This is a genomic window from Roseovarius confluentis (genome assembly GCF_002917925.1).
Taxonomy (GTDB): domain Bacteria; phylum Pseudomonadota; class Alphaproteobacteria; order Rhodobacterales; family Rhodobacteraceae; genus Roseovarius; species Roseovarius confluentis.
This window is the reverse complement of sequence record NZ_PPFE01000004.1, coordinates 337134-362121: the sequence shown is the minus strand read 5'-3', so window position 1 is coordinate 362121 and position 24988 is coordinate 337134. Positions and strand designations below refer to the sequence as shown.

Below are 24988 nucleotides of genomic sequence, written 5' to 3'. Positions count from 1 at the left end.
GGGGTTTCACCCCACCGCCCTTCGCCTCCACTCTTGGCGCCCGTAGGGTGGGGTTTCACCCCACCGCCATGCCCCGTCAATTCACCAGGTTCGGCGGTGTCTCCCCGGCCAGTGCCGCGCGCAGGTTCTCCACCGCCACGCGCCCCATCTTCTCGCGCACTTCCAATGTCGAGGTGCCCATATGCGGCAGCAGCACCACGTTCTCCAGCGCCTTCAGCGTCTCCGGCACCTCCGGCTCATTCTCGAACACGTCCAGCCCCGCGCCCCTGATCCGCCCTTCCTGCAAGGCGTTGATCAGCGCGGCCTCGTCCACGATGTCGCCCCGCGCGATGTTGATCAGATGCGCGTGCCTCGGCATCAATGCAATCGCCTCCGCATCGATCAGGTGACGCGTCTCCGGGCTGACCGGCACCGACACCACCGCGAAATCCGCGCGGGCCAACAGGTCTTGCAACTCCACGCGCTCGCATGGAAATCCCGGATCCTTGTCGCTGCGCGCGGTATAGATCACGTCCATCCCGAACCCGTGGTGACAGCGCTGCGCAATCGCCCCGCCGATCCGGCCCATCCCGATGATCCCCACGGTCTTGCCGGTGACATGCGTGCCCAGCAGTTGCGTCGGGTTCCAGCCGGGCCATTTGCCCGCCCGCACCATCCGCTCGCCTTCTCCGGCGCGCCGCGCGCTCATCATGATCAGCGTCATGCCGATATCCGCCGTGGCATCGGTGACGGCCCCCGGCACGTTGGTCACATGCACCCCCGCCGACCGCGCCGCGGCCAGGTCGATATGGTTGATCCCCACGCCATAATTCGCCAGCACCTTGCAACGCGGGTTCTGCGCCTCGCGGAACACCTCGGACGAGAACGTGTCACCGAACATCATCAGCACGCCATCATACAGATTCAGCGCCGCGCGCATCTGCCCGATCTTCAGGGGCGTGTTTTCCTCGCGCATCTCCACGTCGAAATGCTCGCGTGCCATGTCTGCCACGCTTTCGGGCAGGGGCCGCGTGAAATAAACCCGTTTCAATGCATCCGCCCTCCGACAGGCACATCCAGATCCGGCGACAGCAGAACGATCCCGCCCTCTTCATCGCTCACGCCCAGGACCAGCACCTCGGACATCACCGGCCCGATCTGGCGCGGCGGAAAGTTCACCACCGCCATCACCTGCTTACCCACCAGGCCCTCGGGGTCGTAGTGCTTGGTGATCTGCGCCGAGCTTTTCTTCTCGCCCAGCTCCTCTCCGAAATCGACCCACAGCTTGATCGCGGGCTTCTTCGCCTCGGGAAACGGCTCCGCACGGGTGATCTTGCCCACCCGGATGTCCACCTTCAGGAAGTCGTCGAACGTGATCTCGTCAGCCACGGCGCAACTCCTTCGAACGGTCAGCGGCAGCCTTCACCGTCGCGGCCATCAGCGGCGGCAGGCCGGTGTCTTCGTCCATCAGCACTTCCAGCCCCGCCTGCGTCGTGCCGTTGGGGCTGGTGACGTTCTCGCGCAACTGCGCCGGCGTCTCGTCCGCCGACTCGGCCAGCGCGCCCGCGCCCGCCACCGTTGCCTGCGCCAACTGCATCGCCAATTCCGGAGCCAGGCCCTCGGCCTCGCCCGCCCTGGCCATGCATTCGATCATGTGAAACACGTAAGCCGGGCCAGATCCCGACACGCCCGTGACCGCGTCCATCTGGTGCTCGCCCTCCAGCCGCACCACCTGCCCCACGGCTTTCAGCAACGCCTCGGCCAGGTCCATCTGGACGCCGCTCACCTCGTCATTGCCGACGATAGCGGTGATGCCCCGGCCCACGGCGGCGGGGGTGTTGGGCATGGCGCGGATGATCGGGCTGTCACTGCCGAACGCCGCCTCGAACGCCTCGATCGGCGTGCCCGCCGCGACCGACACGAACAGCGTCCCGCCCCCGCCCATCGCCGCGATGGTGGGCAGCGCCTCGCCCATCATCTGCGGCTTGACGGCGATCAGCACGATGGCCGGATGCTCGGGCAACTCCGCGTTCAGGTGCACGCCCGTCCCCTTCAGCCAGTCCGACGGCTTGGGGTCGATCACCCAGACGGACCCGGGCGGCAAGTCGCGCTCCAGCCACCCGGCCAGCATCGCCGACCCCATCTTGCCACAGCCCAACAGGACCAGGCCCTTGTCGGCCACGTGCTGCATATCCATCCCGGTGCGTCCCTTCATTCCTTGTCTTTACCCGGGTTGATAGTCCGCACATTGCGTCCCTGCAATACGCCAGCGCCAACCTCGGCCGCACCTCGCGCAAAAGAAAAAGGGCGCGCCACCCGGCACGCCCCGTTCGCCTTAAAATTGTGCACCGTCAGGCCCGACCATACGCCTCGCCGATGGCAATCTGCAGCGCCTCTTTCGGGCTTCGGTCGCCCCAAACCACCAGTTGCAGCGCCGGGTAGAACCGCTCGGCGCTCATCACCGCCGCGCCGATCAGCGTGTCGATCTGCTCGGGGCTGATTGCCTGCGCGCCCGTCATCACCAACCCGTAGCGGTAGACCATCAACTGCTGCTCGGCCCAGAAGGTAAAGGCGCCTGCCCAGCACTGGTCATTCACGTCGTTCAGCACGTGGTAAAGCGCCGGCAGCTTGTGCTCCGGCGGCTCCATCTCGAAGGTACAGACCATGCGCAGCGTCTCGTCATAGGCCGACCAGGCCAGCGTGATCGAATAGGTCCGCCACTGTCCTTCCACCGCCATGGCGATCTGGTCGTCGCCGATCCGGTCGAAATCCCAGTCGTGATGCTCGGCCAGGTGTTCGACGATGTCGATGGGATGAAGGTCTTCTGAAAAGTATTGCTCGGAAAGTGCCATGGCGCCACCTCGTGTGTTGTAGCGGGGGCTGGCAGCGCCCCAAACGCTAGCTGCCTGCTCTAGGAAAGGGGTTCATTCCCGCTTTTCCTACAAGATATGGTGAGGGGGGATTTGCGACCTGTAAAGCTATTTCTTGGGGATAACCGCAATAAGTTGTGGATGACATGAAAATTTCATCAAGCGATGGGTGCGTATGAGCCTGCTTCACCCCGCCGCCGTCCCGGACTTGATCCGGGACCTCTTATACCGATGGCCCTTGCGCTTGCGCCCGCGGTCTACCGCGATCAAAAGCGGGCTCGTCAAAATGAAAATGGCTGCCAGAAGGCAGCCATTTCCGTGAATTCCTCTCTATATCGCAGGTCTTAGCCGCCCGAGGTCGTGCTCGCCTGCGCCTTCAGCGCGGTCTCGAACTCGGCCTTGGTCATGTTGACGGTCACGCCGCCGTCGTTACCGACCATCAGGGCGTTCAGCGGAATGCCAGCCCGTTCGACGGCCCGGTCATCTGCGCCTTCCATCTCGCCGTCTAGGTCGACGACTGCGATGCTGCCTTGCGAGTCCGCATCGTTATACGTGCCGATCAGCTCACCATCGGTGGTATAAACCTTCGCGTCGCCGGTCAGGGCTGCGTCGAGTTCCGCCGAAACGTCGCTTGCGGCGTCATAGGCGTCTTCGGCCACGCCACCAACGGCATCGACCCCGGCCTGTGCCGTGTCGGTCGCGCTCTCACCGATCGCATAGACCGTATCGCCAGCTTGTTCCGTCACGCTTGCTTCGTTTTCCGTCTCGACCTTGTTCGCCTCGTCGCTCGCGGCGAAGGTCATGACAGGTGCGGTTGCCAAGGCCAGAATGGCCAGCGTGGAAGTAAGGGTCGTTTTCATCTCGGATCCTCCTTTTCAGTTTTGCGGACGGTCGGCCCGCGTGGATCTGAGGGGAAATGCAGCCACCGCGCCACGTGTTCCATATCGATTTCCCGAAGACGCCGAACCGCGGCCCGTCAGCAGCATCGTGCCGAAATCCTGCCAGCCGAGGCGCGGAAACTTACCGGCAATCAAGCTTTCCGGAACCGCGTAGGGTGGGTGAAAACCCACCTCTGCCCGCGTCTCCGCGTCCAGCCCCATCTCCTTGCAATAGGCGTCAATCTCGGCGCCGACCTTTGCGGTCCACGCCTTGAACTGCCGGTTCAGGAACCCGCCATCGACCTCCATCGCCAGCGCATGCGCCGTCAGCATCTCCGCGCAGACACCTTATGCTCCCAAGCCATATCCGGAACCTTGAATCCGCTTTCCCCACCGCCCGGCGAAGTTGTCCCACCCACACGAAAAAGCGCGGCTCGTTGCCGAACCGCGCCACATGTTCCAGCCTTTCAAAGAGGCCTTACTTCGCGCCTTTCTCCAGCGCGTCCAGCCGCGCCTTGAGCGCCTCGTTCTCCTCGCGGGCCTTCTGCGCCATGGCGCGCACCGCGTCGAACTCCTCGCGGGTGACGAAATCGCGGTCGGCCAGCCAGCGGTCCACCATCGACGACATCGCCGTCTCGGCCTCCTGCTTGGCGCCCTGCGCCACGCCCATGGCGTTCGTCATCAGCTGGCTGATATCGTCCAGAACCTTGTTGCGCGTCTGCATATCGCTCTACCTTCCGTTACACTTGACCTCTATATGGGCACCAAACCGCGTCGGGGCAAGGTTGACTTCGCCGCGACCCAACAGCAGAACGGCGCCCATGAAAGCAGCGATCCCCTTCCCCGACATCTCGTCCGAGCTTTTCTCGTTCACCGTCTTCGGGTTCGAGATCGCCCTGCGCTGGTACGCCCTGTCCTACATCGCGGGCATCCTGTTCGGCTGGCGGCTGGTCGTGATGGCCGTGAACCGCCCCCACCTGTGGAAGGACAACGTGGCGCCCATGACCGTGAAACAGGTCGAGGATCTGGCCACGTGGGTCATCTTCGGCGTCATCCTGGGCGGGCGGCTGGGCTTCGTGCTCTTTTACCAGCCGATGTATTACCTGCAGAACCCGGCCGAGATCCTGCTGATCTGGCAGGGCGGCATGTCGTTCCACGGCGGGCTTCTGGGCGTCATCATCGCCTGCATCACCTATTCCAAGCTGCAGGGCATCCGCTGGCTGACCGTGGCCGATATCCTCTGTGCGGTCACCCCCGTCGGCCTGCTGCTGGGCCGTATCGCCAACTTCATCAACGCCGAGCTGTGGGGCCGCCCCACCGACCTGCCCTGGGGCGTGATCTTCCCCGGTGCGGCCGCGCAGGACTGCGCCGGTGTGGCCGTCGGCATCTGCGCCCGCCACCCCTCGCAGCTCTACGAGGCCGCGCTCGAAGGGCTGATCCTCGGCGCGATCCTGCTCTACCTCGTGTTCCGCCGCGGCCTGCTGAAGCGCGTGGGTGCCGCCACCGGCATCTTCTTTGCCGGCTACGGCATCGGGCGCTTCATCGTCGAATTCGTCCGCCAGCCCGACGCGCAGTTCGTCAGCCCCGGCAATCCGCTGGGCCTGGCGTGGCACGTGAACGGCTACGGCCTGACGATGGGCCAGATCCTTTGCATCCCGATGATCGCGATGGGACTCATCACGCTGGTTCTGGCCTACCGCAAGCACGCCCGTTCCACCGCCACCGGATGACCGCGCTCGCGGACATCCTCCAAGCCGAAATCACGGCAAGCGGCCCCATGCGCCTCGACGCGTTCATGGCCGCCTGCCTGATGCACCCCGAACATGGATACTACGCCACCCGCGATCCGTTCGGTGAACAGGGCGACTTCATCACCGCCCCCGAGATCAGCCAGATGTTCGGCGAACTCGTCGGCCTCTGCCTCGCCCAGACATGGCTCGATCAGGGGGCACCCAACCCCGTCGCCCTGGTCGAACTCGGCCCCGGCCGTGGCACCCTGATGGCCGACGCCCTGCGCGCCACGCGCGGCGTCCCGGGCTTTCACGACGCCCTGCAATTGCACCTGGTGGAAACGTCCCCCGCCCTGCGCGCCCACCAGTCCGAAACCCTTTCCGCCCATGCCCCAACCTGGCATGACAGCGCCGACACCCTGCCCGCCCTTCCCACGCTCTCGATCGCCAACGAATTCTTCGACGCGCTGCCCGTCCGCCAGTTCCAGCGGCAGGGCGACGGCTGGTGCGAGCGTGTCGTCGGGCTGGCCGAGGGCACCCTTTCCCTCGGCCTCAGCCCGAAACGCATCGAACCGGCCCTCGCCCACAGGCTCGAAGACACATCCCAGGGCGACATCGTCGAGACCTGCCCCGCGGCCGCCTCGGTCATCGACGCGCTGGCCCGCCGCATCGGGGCGCATGGCGGCGCGGCGCTCGTCATCGACTACGGCGACTGGCGCTCGCTCGGCGACACGTTGCAAGCCGTGCAAGGCCACGACCGCGCCGACATCCTCGCCGCGCCGGGCATGGCCGACCTCTCGGCCCACGTCGATTTCGAGGCGCTGGCCGACGCCGCCCGCGGCACCTGCAAGACCACGCGCCTCGCGCCACAGGCGCTCTTTCTCTCGCGCCTCGGCATCACCCAACGGGCCGAGGCCCTTGCCGCGCAAATGAGCGGCCCTATGCTCCAGGCACATCATGCCGCGTTTCACCGCTTGACCGGGCGGGATGAAATGGGGACGCTCTTCAAGGTGATGGCGCTCTATCCCGAGGGTGCCGCACCCCCACCCGGACTGGACCCATGACGCTGGAAATCCTCACCGACGACAGCCTCGCACCTGTCACCCACGGCTTCTTCACCCGCAAGGGTGGGGCATCTTCCGGCGTGTTCCACGGGCTGAACTGCGGCCAAGGCTCGTCAGACCAGTCCGAGATCGTGACGATCAACCGGGCCCGCGTCGCCCATGCGATGGGCGTGCCCGAGGATCACCTCGTCACCGCCAACCAGACCCATTCCACCGATGTGCATCTCGCCACCGGCCCCTCCGACACCCGGCCAAAGGCCGACGCCATCGTCACCGCCACGCCGGGCCTTGCGCTGGCGATCCTTACCGCCGATTGCCAGCCGGTGCTCTTTGCCGACCGCAAGGCCGGGGTGATCGGCGCGGCCCATGCCGGCTGGCGCGGGGCCTTCGACGGAATCCTTGAATCCACCCTCGACGCGATGGAAACCCTCGGTGCCGACCGCGCCAGGACCACCGCCGTCATCGGCCCCTCGATCAGCCAGCCCGCCTACGAGGTGGGCACCGAATTCTTCGAACGCTTCGCCGACGACAACCCCGACAACACCCGCTTTTTCACCAATGGCAAGCCCGGCAAGTACCAGTTCGACCTGCCCGGCTTCGGCCTGCACCGCCTGCGTTCCGCAGGCGTGGGTGACGCCAGCTGGACACGGCACTGCACCTACAGCGACGCCGACCGCTTCTTTTCCTTTCGCCGCGCCACGCACAAGGGCGAGGCCGACTACGGCCGCCTGATCTCCGCCATCCGCCTTTAGGCTTTGGTCATACCCGAGCCGGCCCAATTCTGTCGCGATCTGGGCAAGTGCGCCCACAAGATTGCCTCAATTCTGGAAACAATCGACCCGATACACCCCGGATTGATGACGCAGGCCTCGCGAATAGCCTTGTTTCACTGAACCTGCACGATTGGGACGGGTCGACCACATTCCAGCCCGCGCCACCCCAAAAATTTTAAAAATTTTTGTCGCGACGCCCAACCATGGCCCCAAACCGGGGGGAATATGAGGGCATCAGAACAACACGCCCCAAAAGGCGGCGAGGCAGAAAAAGTTGAGAGGAAAGACCATGAAGAAGCGCTGGATGAAATCCCTGATCGAAACAAGCCAGCAGGACACCCCGGACCTGCCGTTCTCGCGCCGGGTGCGCTACGCCAACCGCGTGGCCCCCAAGCCGTCTGCGCTTCGGATCGCCTGATCCACACCACGCCCCGATCCCCGGACACCGCCGATGGCCGCCTCTTTCCAAGGGGTGGCCATTGTTGATTCGAACCACTCCCTGGATTGAATTGTGGCGGGTCGGTCCCGCCCCTGCAGACAATATCGCCGGGTTTCGGGAAATTGTTCGGTCACGTCTGACAATACCCGCCCAAATTTGACTACAATTCGCTGTTTCCGCCTTTATTGAGCCCATAACGCACATGACGGACCATCCCTCTGTCGTTGTCGGTGGGGGCCGACGCGGTTGTGATGATCCTAAAAAGGATCGCACCATGGGCACCCCGACAATCGCCGCCCCTCTCTCGGTGGCGCGCAACACAGATGGCACCCCCGGTCGCACCGGCCCGGCGCACGTCCCTCCCGCCGCCAGGTCGCCGCGCCAGATGCGCAAGTTCCAGATGGCCTACCTGCGCCCGGACGGATCGCCCTGTTGGACCGAACAGATCGCGCCGGCCGCTCCGATCTTCGACAGCGCGTTCTCCGCCTTTTCCCATGGCACGCTGCTGCAGACGCCCTCCGGACAAGTCGCCGTGCAGGATCTCGAACCGGGCATGAGCGTGTCCACCGCCGATCACGGTCCTTCCCGCGTGCTCTGGATCGGGTCGATGACCCTTGTTCCCGCCGCGCTCGGCGTCGACCAGACCGCCTGCCGCCTGACCCGGATCATGCCCGACTCCTTCGGGCTGGGCCGGCCCGAGGCAAACCTCACCGCCGGCCCCGGCGCCCGCATCCTCGCCCGCCCGCCCGGCCTGCGCGACAGCTTCGGCCGCGAACGCGTGCTGACACCGGCCAGCGACCTCGTCGACGGCATGAACGTGATCGAACTTGTGCCGCCCCGGCCCGTGACGGTCTATCACCTCTGCCTGCGTCGCCATGCCATCCTGCGCGCCTCGGGCATCGAGGTCGAAAGCTTCCATCCCGGCCCCGGGTTCGAGCGCGCCATGGGCCCCAACATGCTGGCGCTCTTCCTGTCGCTCTTTCCGCATGTGAAGAAACCGTCGGATTTCGGCAGCACCAGCCACCCGCGCCTGCCGCTTCAGGGGCTGCCCGTCTGACCTGGTCCGCTCAGGACCGGCCCCAGCCGATTCCGGCCCAGACCCGTTCGTGCAGAAAGAAAGTGACGAAACCGATCGTCGCCGTGATCATTGCATAGGCGCCGCCCTCGGCCACCGATCCTGTCATGAAAAACCCGATCAACGTCATCACCAACAGGCCCAGCGCCTGCCAGGTTGTCGCCTTGGCCAGCGTGCGTTTTTTCGTGTCCATATCCCAAGCTCCCTTGCCGCGTCACGTTTCTCGTCTGCCCTTCAACTAGCATCGCAGCGCCTTGTGCTGTATTCTGCCTTTGCTTAACAAACCTGGCAGGCGTCCATAAAACTGGACAAGAAGCACCTATATGAACAAACAGACCCGCGCCACGATCTTCCGCGACCGGCTTACCGGCGCCATGACGATGACCGGCACCAATCTCAGCGCGCTGGCGCGCCAGACCGGCGTCAGCCGCTCCACCGTGTCGCAATTGCTCGATACCGAAGCCGCCCGCATGCCCAACGCTCATCTCGCCGCCGGCTGCGCCGAGGCGCTCGGGGTCAGTTCCGACTGGCTGCTCGGACTCACCGATCGCCCCGAACGCCCCGGTGACGTGATCGAGGCCGCCCTCAGCATGACCGAGGCCGACCGCACATCCGCCGACGCCCAGCTGCTCGACTGGCACCGAGAGGCCAGCGGGTACAAGATCCGCCACGTCCCGGCCACCCTGCCCGACATGCTCAAGACCGAGGCGGTGATGCGCTGGGAATATGCCGCCTTTCTCGGCAAGACGCCGGGCCAGGCCGTGCGCGCCATGCAGGACAATCTCGACTGGCTTCGGCGCGAGGCGACCGAGTACGAAATCGCCATGCCCCGGCACGAGCTCGAGGCCTTCGCCCGCGGCACCGGCTACTGGCAGGGACTCGACCGCGACGCGCGTCGCGAACAGATCCTGCATCTCGTTGAACAAGCCGAAACGTTCTTTCCGTCCCTGCGCCTCAACCTCTTCGACGCGCACAACCTGTTTTCGGCGCCCGTTACCCTCTTCGGCCCGCTCATGGGCGTGATCTACGTGGGCCGCTTCTACCTCGCCTTCCGCGAACCGTCGCGATTGAAGCTGCTGTCGGGCCACATGGACTGGCTGATCCGCGAGGCCGTGGTCGATGCCCGCGACGCCCCGGGCTGGATCGCCGGACTGACGAAACACCTCTGACCCCGCGTCGGACGCGCCCCCGTTGCGCCGATGCGCGCAACATCGCTATCGTGACGGCACGCCCTGACCGCCCGTTCCATTTCCAGAAGAAAGTCTTTGCCCATGCCCCGCCTGTTCGCGATCAGCCTCACCACCTGCCTCGCCCTCGCCGCTGCCCTGATTGTGACCCTCCCGGCCAAGGCCCAGGACAATCCCGTCATCGCCCGCATGACAGCCTTCGTCGCCACCTACAACGCGCAGGACGCCGAAAGCCTCGCCGGCTTCTACGCCCCCGACGCGGCCCTCCTGCCACCCGGCGAAGCCTCGATCCTCGGGCGCGAAGCCATCACCCAGCACTACGCCCAAGCCTTCGCCGCCGGCGCGCGCGACCTGCAGTTCAAGACCTTCGACATCCGCGCCTTCGACACCAGCGCGGTCGAAATCGGCGAAACCGTCGTCATGGTGGGCGAACAGCGCATCGTCGGCCGCTACATGCACCTGTGGGAGGTGATCGACGGTCAGCTCCTGCTGACGCGCGACATGTACCACGTACTCAAGATCGAATAGGCGCGGGCCTGCCCGCTTGCAGCGACTCGGCAAACGGCGCAAACTCCGCTCATTGAGCCAAAACGGATTTCCAAATGCGCCATTTTCACCTGACCTGCCTTGCCATCTTTGTCCTGGCCCAGACCGCCGCCGCAAACGACCGCCCCCCGCCGCGCGAAAACGATCCCGACGATTTCGTCCGCTACATTTTCGAGGTGAACGCCTGCGTCCTGACCGAGGCGCAGCTGCTGCAAATCTATCAGGATGCCGGCTATGGCCTGATGGGCGCCAACAATGCCGTCATCGCAGTGTCGAACCGCGAGGATATCGAGGTGCTCGACCGCAACCCGTTCCGCTATCGCTATTACGGCTCCGACTACTGCGGCTTCTGAGCGCCGCTCAGGCCGACCGGCTCAGCCGCTCTTCCAGGATCTCGAAGGGCACGCCCGGCTCGTCCTTGGCACAGCGAATGACCAGCGAGGTCTTCACCGACGCGACGTTCTCGGCTGCGGTCAATTCACCGGTCAGGAAGCTCTGGAACGTGCTCAAGTCGGGCGCCACGCATTTCAGGATGAAATCCACCTCACCGTTCAGCATGTGACACTCGCGCACCAGCGGCCACTCCCGGCACCGCGACTCGAACGCGCTCAGGTCTGCCTCCGCCTGGCTCACCAGCCCGACACTGGCAAAGACCTGCACCTCGAATCCCAACTCGCGCGCGTCCACGTCGGCGTGGTAGCCCTTGATGTACCCCTGCTCCTCCAGCGTGCGCACCCGGCGCAGGCAGGGCGGCGCCGAAATGCCCACCCGGCGGGCCAGTTCGACGTTGGTCATGCGTCCATCCGCCTGCAATTCGGCCAGGATCATGCGGTCGATGTCGTCAAGGCGGGTCGCAGGCATCTCATCCTCCCGTGAGTTTCGCGATTGTTATAGCACCGCCACCGCCACACGCAATATTGTTTCGCAATAGCGCAATATCCTTTCGAGACAGAAAATGTCGTCCCGATTCCCGCATACCGGCCTTGCGGGGCTACACACCCCCGCCCGGCCCCGTTATATCTGGCCAGACTCAGACGGGGCGTCGCATGCCCCGCTTCACGGATCAAGGGGGATCGGACATGGCCGAAACACGTCACACCAGGGTTTTGATCATCGGCTCGGGGCCCGCGGGCTATACCGCCGGTGTCTATGCCAGCCGCGCCATGCTGGAACCCATACTCGTTCAGGGCATCGAACCCGGCGGCCAGCTGACCACCACCACCGAGGTCGAGAACTGGCCCGGCGACACCGAGGTACAGGGCCCCGACCTGATGGTTCGCATGGAAGCCCACGCCAAGGCCATGGGCTGCGAGATCGTGGGCGACATCATCTCGTCGCTCGACGTCGATGCGCACCCCTTCGTCGCCAAGGGCGACAGCGGCAACACCTACACCGCCGACGCCGTGATCCTCGCCACCGGCGCGCGCGCCAAGTGGCTCGGCCTGCCGTCCGAGGACGCGTTCAAGGGCTTCGGCGTGTCGGCCTGCGCCACCTGCGACGGCTTCTTCTACCGCGGCGACGAGATCGTCGTGGTTGGCGGCGGCAACACCGCCGTCGAAGAGGCGCTGTTCCTGACCAATTTCGCCTCCAAGGTCACGCTCATCCACCGCCGCGACGAACTGCGCGCCGAAAAGATCCTGCAGGACCGTCTGCTCAAACACCCCAAGATCGAGCCCCTGTGGTTCCACGAACTCGACGAGGTGCTGGGGGACGACAATCCCAAGGGCGTCACCGGCGTGCGCGTCAAGCACACCAAGACCGGCGAGACGCAGGAAATTCCCTGCAAGGGCGTTTTCATCGCCATCGGCCACGCCCCGGCAAACGAGCTGGTCAAGGGCAAGGTCGAGATGCATCACGGCGACTACGTCAAGGTCGAGGCCGGCTCCACCCGCACCTCGATCCCCGGCCTGTTCGCCGCGGGGGACCTGACCGATCATATCTACCGCCAGGCCGTGACGTCTGCCGGTATGGGGTGCATGGCCGCGCTGGATGCCGAGAAGTTCATCGCCGAACTCCCCGAGGACGCGCCCGCCCCCGAGGCCTACGTCCCGCAAGCCTGAGCTACCCAATAGCGGGACGTCCCGGGCTCACCCCGGGACGTCCCCACTCAATGCCCCGCACCGTAGGGTGGGTGAAAACCCACGTGACACTCACTCCGGGTGAATGTCACGCGGCGTGCATCCCGCCTTCAGGACCACCGCGACCCAATTCACATCCGGCTCCAGCCCCAAGGCATTCAGCCATGCCTGCTGCGCCCGGTAGGCCGGCAACTCCTGCGCCCCCGGGCAATACCAATGCCCATGCGCCGCCTGCCGGTGATGCACCAGCTCGTGCAACAGGACGCTCACGTCATACGGGTTCTTCGCACTCCACGGCCGCACCAGCCAGATCGTCTCGCTATCTGGATCGTAAAGCCCGCGTGTACGCGATGATTCCGAGGCCGCCCGCATCGGCGCCAGCCGCGCCACCGTGGCCTGCGACGTCAGGCGGATCTCTGGCGCCACCGCCCGCCGTGGCAAATCCGTATGCCGGTCCAGCCAGACTTCCATATGCTCCACCAGTTCCGGCATCGCTTTCGCCTCGCGCCAGGCCAGCAGATCCGCCGCCCAAGCGACGCCGCAAAACGCGTTGAGAACAAGACAGAAAAGGCCGGTACGCGCCGACCATGGGCCGGCTCGGGACAGGATGCGCATGGCAACCTCCTCTCGGGATTTGGATTGATGTCCCTAAAATGCTAAGCTGCGGTCGCGCCCCGGCGCAAAAGGCCATTTTTCATGTGCCCGTGAAGGAAATTCATCTGCCATGGGACGGCACCTGCCCCCCTTCGCCGCGGTCAAGGCGTTCGAGGCCGCCGCGCGCCACAAAAGCTTCAAGCACGCAGCCGAAGAGCTGTGCCTGTCGCCTTCTGCCGTCAGCCACCAGATCCGCGCACTTGAAGAGTATCTCGACACCGCGCTGTTCGAACGCAGCGGCAACCAAATGGACCTGACGCTGACCGGTCGGGCCTATGCCGGCAAGCTCACCGGCCTTCTGGACCTGCTCGACGACAGCACCCGCTCGGTGCGCGAGGCCGGGGACAAACCGTTGCGCGTGCTCTGCACGCCCGGCTTCGCCGCCCGCTGGCTGGTGCCACGCCTCGGCGGGCTCTCCTTCGGCGACCGGATCCGCCTGCGCGTTTCGACCGGCGCGCCCGACACGGATTTCTCGTCCAATGACAGCGACGTGGTGATCCAGTGGCGCGACGCGCACCATCCCGGCGTTCGCACCGAACCGTTGATGACCTCCAGCCGCTATCCGGTGATCCGCCCCGACCTCAAGGAACGGGAAAACATCCGCAGCCCGCAGGATCTGCTGCGACTGCGCCTGATGTATGACGAAACCGACGACTCCTGGGCAGAGTGGTTCGCCGCCACAGGCCTCCGCTCGCCCGACCTGCCGGCCGGCCCCACCTTTCCCAATTGCGAACTGGCCACCACCGCCGCCGAACAGGGCCACGGCGTGGCCATGGCATTCGACGCGATGGTGCAGGGCACGCTGGCCTCGGGACGCCTGGTGCGGCTCTTCGACACCGACACCATGCCCGACGTGATCTATTCCGTGGCCTGCGCCGAGGCGCGCGCGAACGATCCGATGATCCAAACCTTCCGGTCATGGCTGCACGATGAGGTCCGGCAGGCCCGGGCCGCCACCGCACCGATGTCCGCTGCGGAGTAAAACCGGCGGCGCTTCGCGCAACATATCCGCAACTTTAGTGTTTTCGGCCCGAAAGGGGTTCACAACGCAGGTCGCCTGCCATATGTGTTCACGCGTGAACACACTTTGAGTCGTCGCATGACCGCGCATGATGCAAAACAAGGCCTTCCCGACCGGGACCTCCTCTTCCGCCTCCTGCGGCAGCTGGACAGGTCGTCCGAGGCCTCGCAGCGCTCACTCGCGGCGGCGCTCGACGTGTCCCTTGGCCGCCTTAACGCCCTGCTCCGCCAGGCGACAGAGGCCGGCTTCGTCAAGATCGGCGACCGCTCCGGCCCCGACAAGCGCCAGCGTTTCGCCTATGCGCTCACCTCCCGCGGCGCGGCGGAAATGCTGCGCCTCACCGACGACTTCCTCGCCCGGAAATTCGCCGAATACGACGCGCTTCATGCCGAACTGACCGGCACGCGAAGCGGGCTCGACCCCCTCAAACACAGGACCAGACTAGTGCAGAACAACCTCGCCCCCATTCCCGAGCTTTTCGTCTCCTACGAAAGCGCCCAGAAACTGAAGGTCGAAGCGGCCGATCTCGTCAGCTGGGATCTCTCCCCGCGCCAGATCTGCGACCTCGAACTGCTGATGAACGGCGGTTTCAGCCCGCTCAAGGGCTTCCTGACCGAGGAAGATTATAACTCCGTGGTCGACACGATGCGCCTGGCCGACGGCACGCTCTGGCCCATGCCCATCACGCTCGACGTCTCCCAGGATTTCGCCGACAGCATCGAGCCCGGCCAGGACATCGCCCTGCGCGACCAGGAAGGCGTGATTCTCGCCACCATGACCATCACCGACCGCTGGTCGCCCGACAAATCGCACGAGGCCGAAAAGGTCTTCGGCGCCGACGATTCCGCCCACCCGGCGGTCAACTACCTGCACAACACCGCGGGCCCCGTCTATCTCGGCGGTCCGGTCACCGGCATCCAGCAACCCGTGCATTACGATTTCCGCGCCCGCCGCGACACGCCCAATGAACTGCGCGCCTTCTTCCGCAAGATGGGCTGGCGCAAGGTCGTCGCCTTCCAGACCCGCAACCCCCTGCACCGGGCGCACCAGGAACTCACCTTCCGCGCCGCGAAAGAGGCACAGGCCAACCTGCTCATTCACCCCATCGTCGGCATGACCAAGCCGGGCGACGTCGATCACTTCACCCGCGTCCGCTGCTACGAGGCCGTGCTCGACAAGTACCCCGCCTCCACCACCAACATGTCGCTGCTGAACCTCGCCATGCGCATGGCCGGCCCACGCGAGGCCGTCTGGCACGGCCTGATCCGCAAGAACCACGGCTGCACCCACTTCATCGTCGGCCGCGACCACGCCGGCCCCGGCAAGAACTCGGCCGGCGAGGATTTCTACGGCCCCTACGACGCCCAGGACCTCTTCCGCGAGCACCAGGACGAGATCGGCATCGAGATGGTCGACTTCAAGCACATGGTCTACGTGCAGGAACGCGCCCAGTACGAGCCGATGGACGAGATCGAGGACAAGGACGACGTGACCATCCTGAACATCTCGGGCACCGAACTGCGCCGCCGCCTGCAGGAAGGCCTGGAAATCCCCGAATGGTTCTCATTCCCCGAGGTCGTGACCGAACTGCGCCGCACCCGCCCGCCGCGGGCCAAGCAGGGCTTCACCGTGTTCTTCACCGGCTTCTCCGGCTCGGGCAAGTCGACCATCGCCAACGCGCTGATGGTCAAGCTGATGGAAATGGGCGGCCGCCCGGTGACGCTTCTGGATGGCGATATCGTCCGCAAGAACCTCAGCTCGGAACTCGGCTTCTCGAAAGAGCACCGTGACCTCAACATCCGCCGCATCGGGTATGTCGCCTCCGAGATCACCAAGAACGGCGGCATCGCCATCTGCGCCCCCATCGCGCCCTATGCTGCCACGCGCCGCGCGGTGCGCGAAGACGTCGAAAACTTCGGCGCCTTCGTCGAGATCCACGTCGCCACCTCGATCGAGGAATGCGAGCGCCGCGACCGCAAAGGCCTCTACAAGCTGGCCCGCGAAGGCAAGATCAAGGAGTTTACCGGCATTTCAGACCCCTACGACGTACCCGAAAATCCCGAACTGCGCGTCGAGACCGAAAATGTCGATGTCGACAACTGCGCCCACCAGGTGGTGCTGAAGCTCGAACAGATGGGCCTCATCGCGGGCTGATCTGCCGGGCGTTTGAAAAACCGGGCCGTCCCTTGTTGGGGCGGCCCGTACTGGTTGGCGCGCCAGTGTCGGCTATTCGAACTTTGCTGCTGGTCACGACGAAGGCGAGCGTCAGTCCCTGGGGTGGCGACCGCCCCCGCCTCGACCGCGACGGCATAGGGCCGGAACCTCAGTCCCCCACAACCGCCCGCGCCGCGCGCTCATACAACTCGCCATAGATCTCCGCCTTCGGCATCGCTGCCTCCAGCCTGGGCAACAGCGCAGCATAACGCTCTTCCGACAGGTCCTGCATCGCTGCCTTCAATTCCGCCTCGCTCTCGCAAACGATCATGCCCGAGGTGTCGATGAAGTCCGCGATATTCGGACAACCCCAGTAGATCGGCACGCATTTGCACAGCACCGCGTCGATCAGCTTTTCGGTGAAGTAATTCACCTCCCGCACGTTCTCGATCACCAGCGAAAAGCGATAGGGCGCCAGCCCGTCGGCCTTGCGCTCGAACGGCTGATACCCGCCGCCCATCACGTCCACGTCCAGACCTTCGGCGCGGACGTAATCCACCATCGTATGGCGCAGCGCATGTCCCTCCTGCGACCGCTTGGCCGACGCGATCAGGCTGCAGGCCTTCGTTTTCGTCAGGTCCAGCTTCGTCCGGTCCCCGACCCAGGTAATGCCCTGCGGAAAAAGCACCCCGTTGGGGATCGCGGCCAGCAGGTCGGCATTGGCAGTTAGCACCTTGTGAAACCGCGCGTACTGGCGGCGCAGCTTCTGCATGTGGTCGCCATGAATGGCTTCCGGCTCAAGTATCATCACCGACACCTTCGCCCGCGTGCCAAGCCAGGGCCGGCGATAGAGCAGGCTCGACGTGAAGACCACCAGGTGATCGTCCGGCCCAAGATCGCGCACCGTCCGCTCCGCACCCGCCAGCCTTTCGGGCCGCCCCATCGGCCAGAGAAGCGCGTCAAGGCGCACCCGCCCCGGCCGCAGGCCCGGCCGGACGTCATAAGGCATGATCGCAATGGCATTGGAGGTCTCGTTCATGGCCGCCCTGATACGGCGAAAGCGGCCTCAGCGCAATTGCTCCCGACGACGGCGTCCGCCATTGACATCCCGGCCGGAGATGCCAGCTTATGGAACACTCGGAACAGGACGGGTTCCGGCCAGAAGGACATACCATGACCACCGCGCGCGACGCATTCATAGGGGCCATGCGACAGGTGGCCGCCACGGTCACCGTCGTCACCACCGACGGCCCCTCGGGGCGTGCCGGCGCGACGGTCAGCGCCTTCACGTCGCTGTCCGCCGACCCCCCGTCGGTGCTGGTGTGCCTCAAGGCGGACAGCACCATCGCCCGCGCGGTTTCGGCCAACGGCGCTTTCTGTGTCAACATCCTGCCAGAGGATGCCGACGACCTCGCCCGGCGTTTCGCAGGCTCGTTCGATGCCGAACGCCCGGACCGGTTCGAAGGGGTCGAAGTGTTCGATACCGAATACGGCCCCCTTCTGCCCCGCGCCACGGCGTTTTCCTGCAGCCTGACGCACCGCCACGTCCATGGCAGCCACGCGATCTGCATCGGCGACGTCACAGGCATCTCCGACGCCGGGGAGAAACCGCTCACCTACATGAGCGGCAGCTTTCATATCGTGCGCCCCAAGGCCCGCGTCTGACCTGTCACGCTCAGTTCTGTCGCCACGCGCGGCGCCACAACCTTCGCGCGATTGTGTTTGCTCAGGCTGCGACGTCGCCCGCCAGCCTTGCACGAGTCCCCGGAGGCACAAGCCGTGCCGCGGAAATACGGGGAATATCCATCTCGGAAATAACCGGCTCTTCGCCAAATAGCGCGACATACTCTGCATAATTGTCAAAAGACTGCCGCGTGGCGTAGTCGATGAATGTCTCCGAGGCAGCACCATTGGCGAGGATGATCTCGTGCCCCTCGGTCTCGATATGGTAATAGACAAATGTCTCGGGCATCTCGGCGAGCGGTACGGAACGGTTGGTCACGCCATTGACCAGCGCCCCCGCATTGATCACCAAGCCGTCCAAGATCAATCCGTGATCGGCAGTCAGAAACAGGTCACCATGGGGAAGACCACCACCCAAGCCGCCGGCAGAGACACAGACCGGCGCGCGCGTTTCCGATGTGAACATGCTGTTGTGGATTTTCTGGTAACCAACCCATTTGACAGACACCACCTGACCCGAGGCGGTCATGATCGGGTCGCCACGTCGCAGGGTTTCGACAGGGACCTCGCCCTTGGGGGTCGCGATCAACGTACCAGCAAGAAAGCAGAACGTGTAGTCAGCCGTTTGGTTGACGCTGATCGTGTCCCCGATGCTCAAACTGGAGTCATTGGTCGAATAGAGAATTTCCCCTGAGAAGCCAGTTTGCGTCAGGACACCGGCGCCCGGAACCGTGCCCAGAGGCGGCAAAATTGCATTAACTTGCCCGCTGTACAAGCTATATCCGCGTCGAGCGGCGTATGTGGTCGCGCAGACGGTTGCATGTGTGCGGATGAGGCCGGGAAGCGGTCGCGTCGTAACTTGGCGTCGGCGTTTTTTTTTGCACAGGCACACACCTCTGTCTTGCCGATTTCATGCAGATTGGGCCCGGAACATCTTTACGCGCATTCCGGTGGCGCTCGTGGGCGTCGGATGGCCGCGGGGATGGCGCGGACCATCGGGCCCGTGGCCGCCACCTCGGCCAGCCTCGTCAGCGACCAGATTGCCATCGCGTGCAGCTGCGCCTTGTTTTCGCGGAACCTTCGGCAAGACAACCGCAGCGAAAGCTCGCTATGTCCCGCACAGCAGACCTCCGGGACAATACATTCCTCCCGCGGATGTCTACGGGAGGGTATGTACACATGGTGCGAGCCGCACGCTTTTTCAGGCCGTGCCCGAGGCTTCAACACTGCCAAAAAAAGGGCCGCCCCAACGGGACGGCCCCTCTTTTTCCTTGCGGCACCCGTCAGACATCAGGCTTTCGCCAAACGCCCGCCGGGCATCGGTTTTCGCAGATGCGAAAACCTTACATCATGCCGCCCATGCCGCCCATGTCGGGCATGCCGCCGCCAGCACCGCCGCCGGCGCCTTCTTTCTGCGGCTTGTCGGCAACCATCGCTTCGGTCGTGATCAGCAGACCTGCGATCGAAGAGGCGTCTTCCAGAGCGGTGCGCACGACTTTCGCGGGGTCGATCACGCCGAACTTGAACATGTCGCCATATTCTTCGGTCTGCGCGTTGAAGCCGAACTTCAGGTCGTCCGATTCACGGATCTTGCCCGCAACAACCGAACCGTCGACGCCCGCGTTCTCCGCGATCTGGCGCAGCGGGGCTTCAAGCGCCTTGCGAACGATGGCGATACCGTTGTTCTGGTCGCTGTTGGCACCCTCGACGCCGTCCAGCGCCTTCGCACCTTGGACAAGCGCGACACCGCCGCCCACGACGATACCTTCCTGAACGGCCGCGCGGGTCGCGTTCAGCGCGTCATCGACACGGTCCTTGCGCTCTTTCACTTCGACCTCGGTCATGCCGCCCACGCGGATGACGGCAACGCCGCCAGCCAGCTTGGCAACACGCTCTTGCAGCTTCTCGCGGTCGTAGTCGCTGGTGGTTTCCTCGATCTGCGTGCGGATCTGGCTGACCCGTGCTTCGATCTCGGCCTTCTCGCCAGCACCGTCGACGATGGTGGTTTCGTCCTTGGTGATCGACACTTTCTTGGCCTGGCCAAGCATGTCCATCGTGACGTTGTCCAGCTTCATGCCCAGGTCTTCGGAAATCACCTGACCGCCCGTCAGGATCGCGATGTCCTGCAGCATGGCCTTGCGACGGTCACCAAAGCCCGGCGCCTTGACAGCGGCGATCTTCAGGCCACCGCGCAGCTTGTTGACCACGAGGGTCGCCAGCGCTTCGCCTTCCACGTCTTCCGCGATGATCAGCAGCGGTTTCTGCGACTGGATGACTTGCTCCAGCAGCGGCACCATCGGCTGCAGCGACGAGAGTTTCTTCTCGTGCAGCAGGATCATGCAGTCTTCCAGCTCGGTGGTCATCTTGTCGGCGTTGGTCACGAAGTACGGGCTCAGGTAGCCACGGTCGAACTGCATGCCTTCGACGACGTCGGTCTCGGTGACGAGGCCTTTGTTTTCCTCGACGGTGATAACACCCTCGTTGCCGACCTTCTGCATCGCGTCCGCGATCATCTGGCCGATCTCGGCTTCGCCGTTGGCCGACACGGTGCCGACTTGCGCCACTTCGGCCGAGTCGTTGACTTCGCGTGCGGCGGACTTGATCGCGTCGACGACTTTGCTGGTGGCAAGGTCGATGCCGCGCTTGAGGTCCATCGGGTTCATGCCCGCGGCCACGGCCTTCATGCCTTCTTTGACGATGGCTTGGGCCAGCACGGTCGCGGTGGTGGTGCCGTCGCCGGCTTCGTCATTGGTGCGGCTGGCGACTTCTTTCACCATTTGCGCGCCCATGTTCTCGAACTTGTCTTCCAGTTCGATTTCCTTGGCAACCGACACACCGTCCTTGGTGATGCGCGGCGCGCCGAAGGATTTGTCCAGAACCACGTTACGGCCTTTGGGGCCAAGGGTCACCTTGACCGCATCGGCCAGGACGTTGACGCCGCGCAGCATCTTGTTGCGGGCATCGGTATCGAATTTCACGTCTTTTGCAGACATATAAGTCGCTCCTGATGTCTTAATTGGTTGGTCAGCTTAGGATACGATCCGTGGCGTTCAGGCGGCTTGCGCGGCCTTCGCGTCGGTCGTCACACCCAGGATGTCGCTCTCTTTCATGATCAGCAGCTCTTCGCCGTCGATCGTGATTTCCGTGCCCGACCATTTGCCGAACAGGATGCGGTCGCCGACGGAAACGGCCATCTCGATCAGCTCGCCGTTATCCTTGCGGGCGCCATCGCCAACAGCAACGACTTCACCTTCGCTGGGTTTTTCCTTGGCACTGTCGGGGATAATCAGCCCACCAGCGGTTTTTTCTTCGCTCTCAACGCGGCGTACAAGCACGCGGTCATGCAGCGGTTTGAATGCCATAGCTTTTGCTCCTTGGCTATCAAGTTTCCCTCAGGCCCCCCTGCGGAGACCGTTATCACTCACCGTAGTCGAGTGCTAACGGCGCATAGCTAAGGAGCGATCACTAAGCTGTCAACATGAGTCTGGGAAAATTTTGCGTCGTCAGGCGCGGGGCGTTGTTGCGCACCTCGCCCTGCCCCTCTACATCTTGTTTCAAGCACGTAAAACAAGGGGTCAGATGATGAAAACTTTGCGCACCTCGCTGCTGGCCCCCTTGTGTTTCTCGCTCGGCCTCTCCCTGCCCGCCGCCGCGCAAGACACCCCGGGCGACACCTGCGGCGGCGCCGACCTGATCGACGCGCTGCCCGCCGAAACCCTCGAAACCCTTCGCAAAGAAGCAGATGCAATGCCCCATGCCGAGGGGCTTTTGTGGCAGGCCACGCGCGGCGACACGGTGATCGACATTTTCGGCACCTACCACTTCAAGCACCGCCTGACCGACGCCCATCTCGACCGCCTGGCGCCGATGATCGAGGACGCCGACAAGATCTACCTGGAAATCTCCAACGATGACCAGATGGCGATGCAGCGGGCGATGGCCGAAAACCCGTCGCTCATGTTCATCACCGAGGGCCCCACCCTGCCCGACCTTCTGGGCGAGGAAGACTGGCAGCATTACCGCGCCGAGATGCAGGCCCGGATGATCCCCGGCTTCATGGCCGCCAAGTTCAAGCCGCTCTGGGCCGGGATGATGCTCGGCATCGGCCCCTGCGAGGCGCAGTCCGGCGCGTTCGAGGCCAAGGGCATCGACATGCTGGTCGGCGACCGCGCCGCCGAGGCCGGCAACCCCACCCGCTCGCTCGAGGATTTCGACGACCTGCTGACCCTGCTCGACAGCTTCCCGATGGACGACCAGATCGAGATGATCCGCATGTCGCTCGCCTGGCCCGGCGACATGAACGATCTGTCCTATACGATCCGCGAACGCTACCTTGCAGAAGAGATCGCCCTGACGCTGGTGTTCTCGCGCTACGTGTCCGAGGAGTACGGCGGCGAGGCCGGGGCCGAGGGCTTTGCCATGGTCGAGGACCTACTGCTGGAAAAACGCAACCTGGGCTGGATCGACCGGCTGGAGTCGCAGGTCGCGCCGGGCGAGCATGTGCTCATCGCCGTGGGCGCCGGCCACCTGCCGGGCGAGGTGGGCATCCTCAGGCTGCTCGAAGACAAGGGCTACACCGTCACCCGCGTGGACCTCTGACGCCACCGGCCACGCGCCCGTCCCGGACGTGATCCGGGACCTCGTAGGGTGGGGTTCCACCCCACCACGCACCCTACGACTTCACCCACCCAAATCGCGCAGGGCTATCTTCACCCCGCCACCCAAACCGCGTAGGGTGGGTGAAAACCCACGCGCCCTGCGTTAACCACCCCTTAACCACGCACGCTCGGTTAACCACCGCTCCCGCGACAACCGCACCGTCGCAATACCACCCGAATACCGACGAGATACCGACGTCGATTTCGCCACGCCGGCCCGATTAACCCTTTGATTCGCTAAGCCGGTCCAACACCCGCTGCGCCGCCACGCTGGGCACCGTGCGCCCCGCAGCCACGTCCTCGGCGCCCTCTTCCATAAGCGCCCGCGCCTCCGGTGTTTCCAGCTGCGCCATCAGGCCCCGCTTCACTTCCTCGCCGAACCAGTACCGCGCCTGTTCCTCGCGCCGCGCATCGAAATGCCCGTTCTCACGGCGCCAGTCGACCAGCGCATTCATCTCGTCCCAGGCCGCGTTCAACCCCTCGTCCTGCAAGGCCGACACCATCATCGCCTTGGGAAAGCCCTCCGGATCCTGCGGCCGTTTGCGCAACAATCGCAACGCGCCGGCATAGTCGGTGCAGGTCCTTGTCGCCGCCGATTTCAGATCGCCATCCGCCTTGTTCACAAGGATCAGATCAGCAATCTCCATGATCCCGCGCTTCACCCCCTGCAACTCGTCGCCGCCCGCCGGGGCCAGCAGCAGCAGGAACAAATCGCACATCTCCGACACCACCGTCTCGGACTGTCCCACGCCCACGGTCTCGATCAGCACCACGTCGAACCCCGCCGCCTCGCACAGCGTCACCGCCTCGCGCGTGCGCCGCGCCACGCCGCCCAGATGCGTCTGGCTGGGCGAGGGGCGAATGAACGCACCAGGCTCGCGGCTCAGCCGCTCCATCCGCGTCTTGTCGCCCAGGATCGACCCGCCCGACCGCGCCGAGCTGGGGTCCACCGCCAGCACCGCCACACGCAGGCCCTTGCCGGTCAACATCATGCCAAACGCCTCGATAAACGTGCTTTTTCCAACCCCCGGCGTGCCCGACAACCCGATGCGAACGGCCTGTTTTCCATGCCCCGCCACCCGGTCCAGCAGGGCCTGCGCCGCGTCCCGGTGATCGGCCCGCCCGCTTTCCACCAGCGTGATCGCCCGCGCCAGCGCCCGGCGTTCCTGCGCCACCAACTGCTCGGCCAGCTTTTCGGTATCGGTCATCGCGCGTCGTCTCCTCCGGTCCGGATCGCCGCATTGCGATCCCTGTCAGGGCCTTCCGCCTTGTGCCCCAGCCGGGCCGGAAATGTCCAGCAACCGCAACAGCCCCCGGCACCGCAGGGCCGGTTTACCCGATGGTAACCACTTGCGCGCCACACTCCCGCACGGACCCACTTCATATGCCGGGATGAAATCCGGGCTGAACGTGTTACTTTCGTTCTTGCGCCATGTCCTTCCACGGATGCAATGCAAGAGGCCCGCACGTGACAGTCAAGATCCGGTTAACCTTTGTCGCCCTCGCGGCGCTTCTTACCGCGCTCGGCGCGACCACCGCGCTCGCGGACAGCAGCCAGGCCCGCTACGACGTCCGCCTGATCGGCGCCAAGGTCGGCGAAATGGCCATGGCCAGCAACGAAACCGCCAGCGCCTACAGCACCCGCGCCCGCTTCGCCACCACGGGCGCACTCTCCGCGCTGAAACAGGCCAGCTTCGATCTGTCCGCCAGCGGCGGCAAATCCGGCAATCGTTTCGTCCCGCGAAGCTATTCCGAGGTCACCTCCGAGGGCCGCCGCTCGACCAACCTCAAGATCTCCTTTTCCGGCGGCGTCGCCACGCGAGTCACCGGCGACACCGGCAGCAGCGCACCCGCCGTCAATCCACGCACCCTGCCCGGCGCCTACGACCCGTTGACGGCGCTCTATGCCGCCCTGCGCGACCAGGCTCCGAACCAGCTTTGTTCCTTGAACGCGGACGTTTACGACGGCCACCGCCACGCCCGTCTCAGCCTTACCAGCCGCAAGGCCCTCGATGGCGGACGCGTCCAATGCTCGGGGCAGTACCGCCGCATCGCCGGCTATTCCACCAGCGAACTGCGCCACAGCGCCGCTCCGGTGTCGATCATCTATGTCCCGCAGGGGAACGCCATGCGCGCCGACACCGTGGTCGTGCGCACCCGCTATGGCAAAGTGTCGATGCATCGCCGATAAGGCGGGAC

Annotated in this window: 29 protein-coding genes and 1 pseudogene; 14 read left to right on the top strand and 16 right to left on the bottom strand. The window is 64.7% G+C overall.

The window, feature by feature from the left end; genetic code table 11:
- Nucleotides 1-76: 76 nt before the first annotated feature.
- From C2I35_RS12245 to C2I35_RS12215, 7 genes are all read right to left on the bottom strand, one after another.
- Complete coding sequence (locus C2I35_RS12245; RefSeq protein WP_103763321.1) at nucleotides 77-1030, bottom strand: 2-hydroxyacid dehydrogenase; 954 nt, start codon at nucleotides 1028-1030, stop codon at nucleotides 77-79.
- Nucleotides 1027-1368, bottom strand: a complete 342-nt coding sequence (locus tag C2I35_RS12240) for a tRNA-binding protein (protein WP_103763320.1) — start codon at nucleotides 1366-1368, stop codon at nucleotides 1027-1029. The genes C2I35_RS12245 and C2I35_RS12240 overlap by 4 nt, the downstream gene beginning before the upstream one ends.
- Nucleotides 1361-2176, bottom strand: a complete 816-nt coding sequence (gene proC, locus C2I35_RS12235; RefSeq protein WP_103763452.1) for a pyrroline-5-carboxylate reductase — start codon at nucleotides 2174-2176, stop codon at nucleotides 1361-1363. The genes C2I35_RS12240 and proC overlap by 8 nt, the downstream gene beginning before the upstream one ends.
- Nucleotides 2177-2330: 154 nt before the next feature.
- Nucleotides 2331-2831: a type III secretion system chaperone family protein gene (locus tag C2I35_RS12230; protein ID WP_103763319.1), complete on the bottom strand. Its 501-nt coding sequence runs from the start codon at nucleotides 2829-2831 to the stop codon at nucleotides 2331-2333.
- 362 nt (nucleotides 2832-3193) lie between these two features.
- Nucleotides 3194-3709: a hypothetical protein gene (locus tag C2I35_RS12225; protein WP_146050025.1), complete on the bottom strand. Its 516-nt coding sequence runs from the start codon at nucleotides 3707-3709 to the stop codon at nucleotides 3194-3196.
- A gap of 15 nt (nucleotides 3710-3724) precedes the next feature.
- A complete protein-coding gene (locus C2I35_RS12220) occupies nucleotides 3725-4060 on the bottom strand; it encodes a hypothetical protein (RefSeq protein WP_103763317.1) in 336 nt (111 codons plus the stop codon).
- Nucleotides 4061-4205: 145 nt separating this feature from the next.
- The gene (locus C2I35_RS12215; RefSeq protein WP_103763316.1) at nucleotides 4206-4451 is read right to left on the bottom strand and encodes an accessory factor UbiK family protein; all 246 of its coding nucleotides are present in this window, start codon (nucleotides 4449-4451) and stop codon (nucleotides 4206-4208) included.
- Nucleotides 4452-4548: 97 nt separating this feature from the next.
- On the opposite strand from C2I35_RS12215, the gene lgt reads away from it, so the two are divergent.
- The 5 genes from lgt to C2I35_RS12195 all read left to right on the top strand — a co-directional run bounded on the left by lgt (nucleotide 4549) and on the right by C2I35_RS12195 (nucleotide 8790).
- The gene (gene lgt, locus C2I35_RS12210; RefSeq protein ID WP_103763315.1) at nucleotides 4549-5457 is read left to right on the top strand and encodes a prolipoprotein diacylglyceryl transferase; all 909 of its coding nucleotides are present in this window, start codon (nucleotides 4549-4551) and stop codon (nucleotides 5455-5457) included.
- Complete coding sequence (locus C2I35_RS12205) at nucleotides 5454-6521, top strand: class I SAM-dependent methyltransferase (RefSeq protein WP_103763314.1); 1068 nt, start codon at nucleotides 5454-5456, stop codon at nucleotides 6519-6521. Before lgt ends, C2I35_RS12205 begins: the two co-directional genes overlap by 4 nt.
- The gene (pgeF, locus tag C2I35_RS12200) at nucleotides 6518-7273 is read left to right on the top strand and encodes a peptidoglycan editing factor PgeF (protein WP_103763313.1); all 756 of its coding nucleotides are present in this window, start codon (nucleotides 6518-6520) and stop codon (nucleotides 7271-7273) included. Before C2I35_RS12205 ends, pgeF begins: the two co-directional genes overlap by 4 nt.
- Before the next feature lie 310 nt (nucleotides 7274-7583).
- On the top strand, nucleotides 7584-7712 hold the full coding sequence (locus C2I35_RS22630; RefSeq protein ID WP_281255062.1) for a hypothetical protein: 129 nt from the start codon (nucleotides 7584-7586) through the stop codon (nucleotides 7710-7712).
- Between the two features lie 295 nt (nucleotides 7713-8007).
- Nucleotides 8008-8790: a Hint domain-containing protein gene (locus C2I35_RS12195; RefSeq protein ID WP_103763312.1), complete on the top strand. Its 783-nt coding sequence runs from the start codon at nucleotides 8008-8010 to the stop codon at nucleotides 8788-8790.
- 10 nt (nucleotides 8791-8800) lie between these two features.
- On the opposite strand, the gene C2I35_RS12190 is transcribed toward C2I35_RS12195, so the two are convergent.
- Nucleotides 8801-9001, bottom strand: a complete 201-nt coding sequence (locus tag C2I35_RS12190) for a DUF2061 domain-containing protein (protein ID WP_103763311.1) — start codon at nucleotides 8999-9001, stop codon at nucleotides 8801-8803.
- Nucleotides 9002-9131: 130 nt separating this feature from the next.
- Here C2I35_RS12190 and C2I35_RS12185 point away from each other — a divergent pair, with 130 nt between their 5' ends.
- The 3 genes from C2I35_RS12185 (at nucleotide 9132) to C2I35_RS12175 (ending at nucleotide 10894) form a co-directional block, all read left to right on the top strand.
- Complete coding sequence (locus C2I35_RS12185; protein WP_103763310.1) at nucleotides 9132-9977, top strand: helix-turn-helix domain-containing protein; 846 nt, start codon at nucleotides 9132-9134, stop codon at nucleotides 9975-9977.
- Between the two features lie 102 nt (nucleotides 9978-10079).
- Entirely contained in the window at nucleotides 10080-10523 is a 444-nt protein-coding gene (locus C2I35_RS12180; RefSeq protein ID WP_103763309.1) for a YybH family protein, read from the top strand.
- 74 nt (nucleotides 10524-10597) lie between these two features.
- Nucleotides 10598-10894 (top strand): hypothetical protein, encoded by a 297-nt coding sequence (locus tag C2I35_RS12175; protein ID WP_103763308.1) that lies wholly within the window; start codon nucleotides 10598-10600, stop codon nucleotides 10892-10894.
- A 7-nt stretch (nucleotides 10895-10901) separates the two neighbouring features.
- Here the strand turns inward: C2I35_RS12175 and C2I35_RS12170 are convergent, their stop codons facing one another.
- Complete coding sequence (locus C2I35_RS12170; protein ID WP_103763307.1) at nucleotides 10902-11402, bottom strand: Lrp/AsnC family transcriptional regulator; 501 nt, start codon at nucleotides 11400-11402, stop codon at nucleotides 10902-10904.
- A gap of 218 nt (nucleotides 11403-11620) precedes the next feature.
- Here C2I35_RS12170 and trxB point away from each other — a divergent pair, with 218 nt between their 5' ends.
- On the top strand, nucleotides 11621-12601 hold the full coding sequence (gene trxB / locus C2I35_RS12165) for a thioredoxin-disulfide reductase (RefSeq protein ID WP_103763451.1): 981 nt from the start codon (nucleotides 11621-11623) through the stop codon (nucleotides 12599-12601).
- 90 nt (nucleotides 12602-12691) lie between these two features.
- Here trxB and C2I35_RS12160 read toward each other — a convergent pair whose 3' ends face one another.
- Nucleotides 12692-13234, bottom strand: a complete 543-nt coding sequence (locus C2I35_RS12160) for a DUF6647 family protein (RefSeq protein ID WP_103763306.1) — start codon at nucleotides 13232-13234, stop codon at nucleotides 12692-12694.
- Between the two features lie 109 nt (nucleotides 13235-13343).
- Here C2I35_RS12160 and C2I35_RS12155 point away from each other — a divergent pair, with 109 nt between their 5' ends.
- A complete protein-coding gene (locus tag C2I35_RS12155; protein ID WP_103763305.1) occupies nucleotides 13344-14255 on the top strand; it encodes a LysR substrate-binding domain-containing protein in 912 nt (303 codons plus the stop codon).
- Between the two features lie 117 nt (nucleotides 14256-14372).
- Nucleotides 14373-16448 (top strand): bifunctional sulfate adenylyltransferase/adenylylsulfate kinase, encoded by a 2076-nt coding sequence (locus tag C2I35_RS12150; RefSeq protein WP_103763304.1) that lies wholly within the window; start codon nucleotides 14373-14375, stop codon nucleotides 16446-16448.
- Between the two features lie 169 nt (nucleotides 16449-16617).
- Here C2I35_RS12150 and C2I35_RS12145 read toward each other — a convergent pair whose 3' ends face one another.
- Nucleotides 16618-17487, bottom strand: coding sequence for a glycosyltransferase family 10 domain-containing protein (locus tag C2I35_RS12145; protein ID WP_103763303.1), 870 nt, complete (start codon nucleotides 17485-17487; stop codon nucleotides 16618-16620).
- Nucleotides 17488-17621: 134 nt separating this feature from the next.
- Here C2I35_RS12145 and C2I35_RS12140 point away from each other — a divergent pair, with 134 nt between their 5' ends.
- Nucleotides 17622-18113, top strand: a complete 492-nt coding sequence (locus C2I35_RS12140; protein WP_103763450.1) for a flavin reductase family protein — start codon at nucleotides 17622-17624, stop codon at nucleotides 18111-18113.
- 61 nt (nucleotides 18114-18174) lie between these two features.
- Here the strand turns inward: C2I35_RS12140 and C2I35_RS12135 are convergent, their stop codons facing one another.
- The 4 genes and pseudogenes from C2I35_RS12135 to groES all read right to left on the bottom strand — a co-directional run bounded on the left by C2I35_RS12135 (nucleotide 18175) and on the right by groES (nucleotide 21493).
- Nucleotides 18175-18906, bottom strand: coding sequence for a Hint domain-containing protein (locus C2I35_RS12135; RefSeq protein ID WP_170067195.1), 732 nt, complete (start codon nucleotides 18904-18906; stop codon nucleotides 18175-18177).
- A 161-nt stretch (nucleotides 18907-19067) separates the two neighbouring features.
- Nucleotides 19068-19226, bottom strand: a pseudogene (locus tag C2I35_RS12130) (IS1380 family transposase); the annotation flags it as partial.
- 248 nt (nucleotides 19227-19474) lie between these two features.
- Entirely contained in the window at nucleotides 19475-21124 is a 1650-nt protein-coding gene (gene groL, locus C2I35_RS12125) for a chaperonin GroEL (protein ID WP_103763301.1), read from the bottom strand.
- 57 nt (nucleotides 21125-21181) lie between these two features.
- Nucleotides 21182-21493 (bottom strand): co-chaperone GroES, encoded by a 312-nt coding sequence (groES, locus tag C2I35_RS12120; RefSeq protein ID WP_103763300.1) that lies wholly within the window; start codon nucleotides 21491-21493, stop codon nucleotides 21182-21184.
- A gap of 220 nt (nucleotides 21494-21713) precedes the next feature.
- Here groES and C2I35_RS12115 point away from each other — a divergent pair, with 220 nt between their 5' ends.
- Complete coding sequence (locus tag C2I35_RS12115) at nucleotides 21714-22730, top strand: TraB/GumN family protein (protein WP_245890477.1); 1017 nt, start codon at nucleotides 21714-21716, stop codon at nucleotides 22728-22730.
- 280 nt (nucleotides 22731-23010) lie between these two features.
- Here C2I35_RS12115 and meaB read toward each other — a convergent pair whose 3' ends face one another.
- A complete protein-coding gene (meaB, locus tag C2I35_RS12110) occupies nucleotides 23011-23997 on the bottom strand; it encodes a methylmalonyl Co-A mutase-associated GTPase MeaB (protein ID WP_103763299.1) in 987 nt (328 codons plus the stop codon).
- Between the two features lie 260 nt (nucleotides 23998-24257).
- Between meaB and C2I35_RS12105 the strand changes: the two genes are divergently transcribed.
- A complete protein-coding gene (locus C2I35_RS12105; RefSeq protein WP_170067194.1) occupies nucleotides 24258-24980 on the top strand; it encodes a DUF3108 domain-containing protein in 723 nt (240 codons plus the stop codon).
- Nucleotides 24981-24988 lie beyond the last annotated feature (8 nt).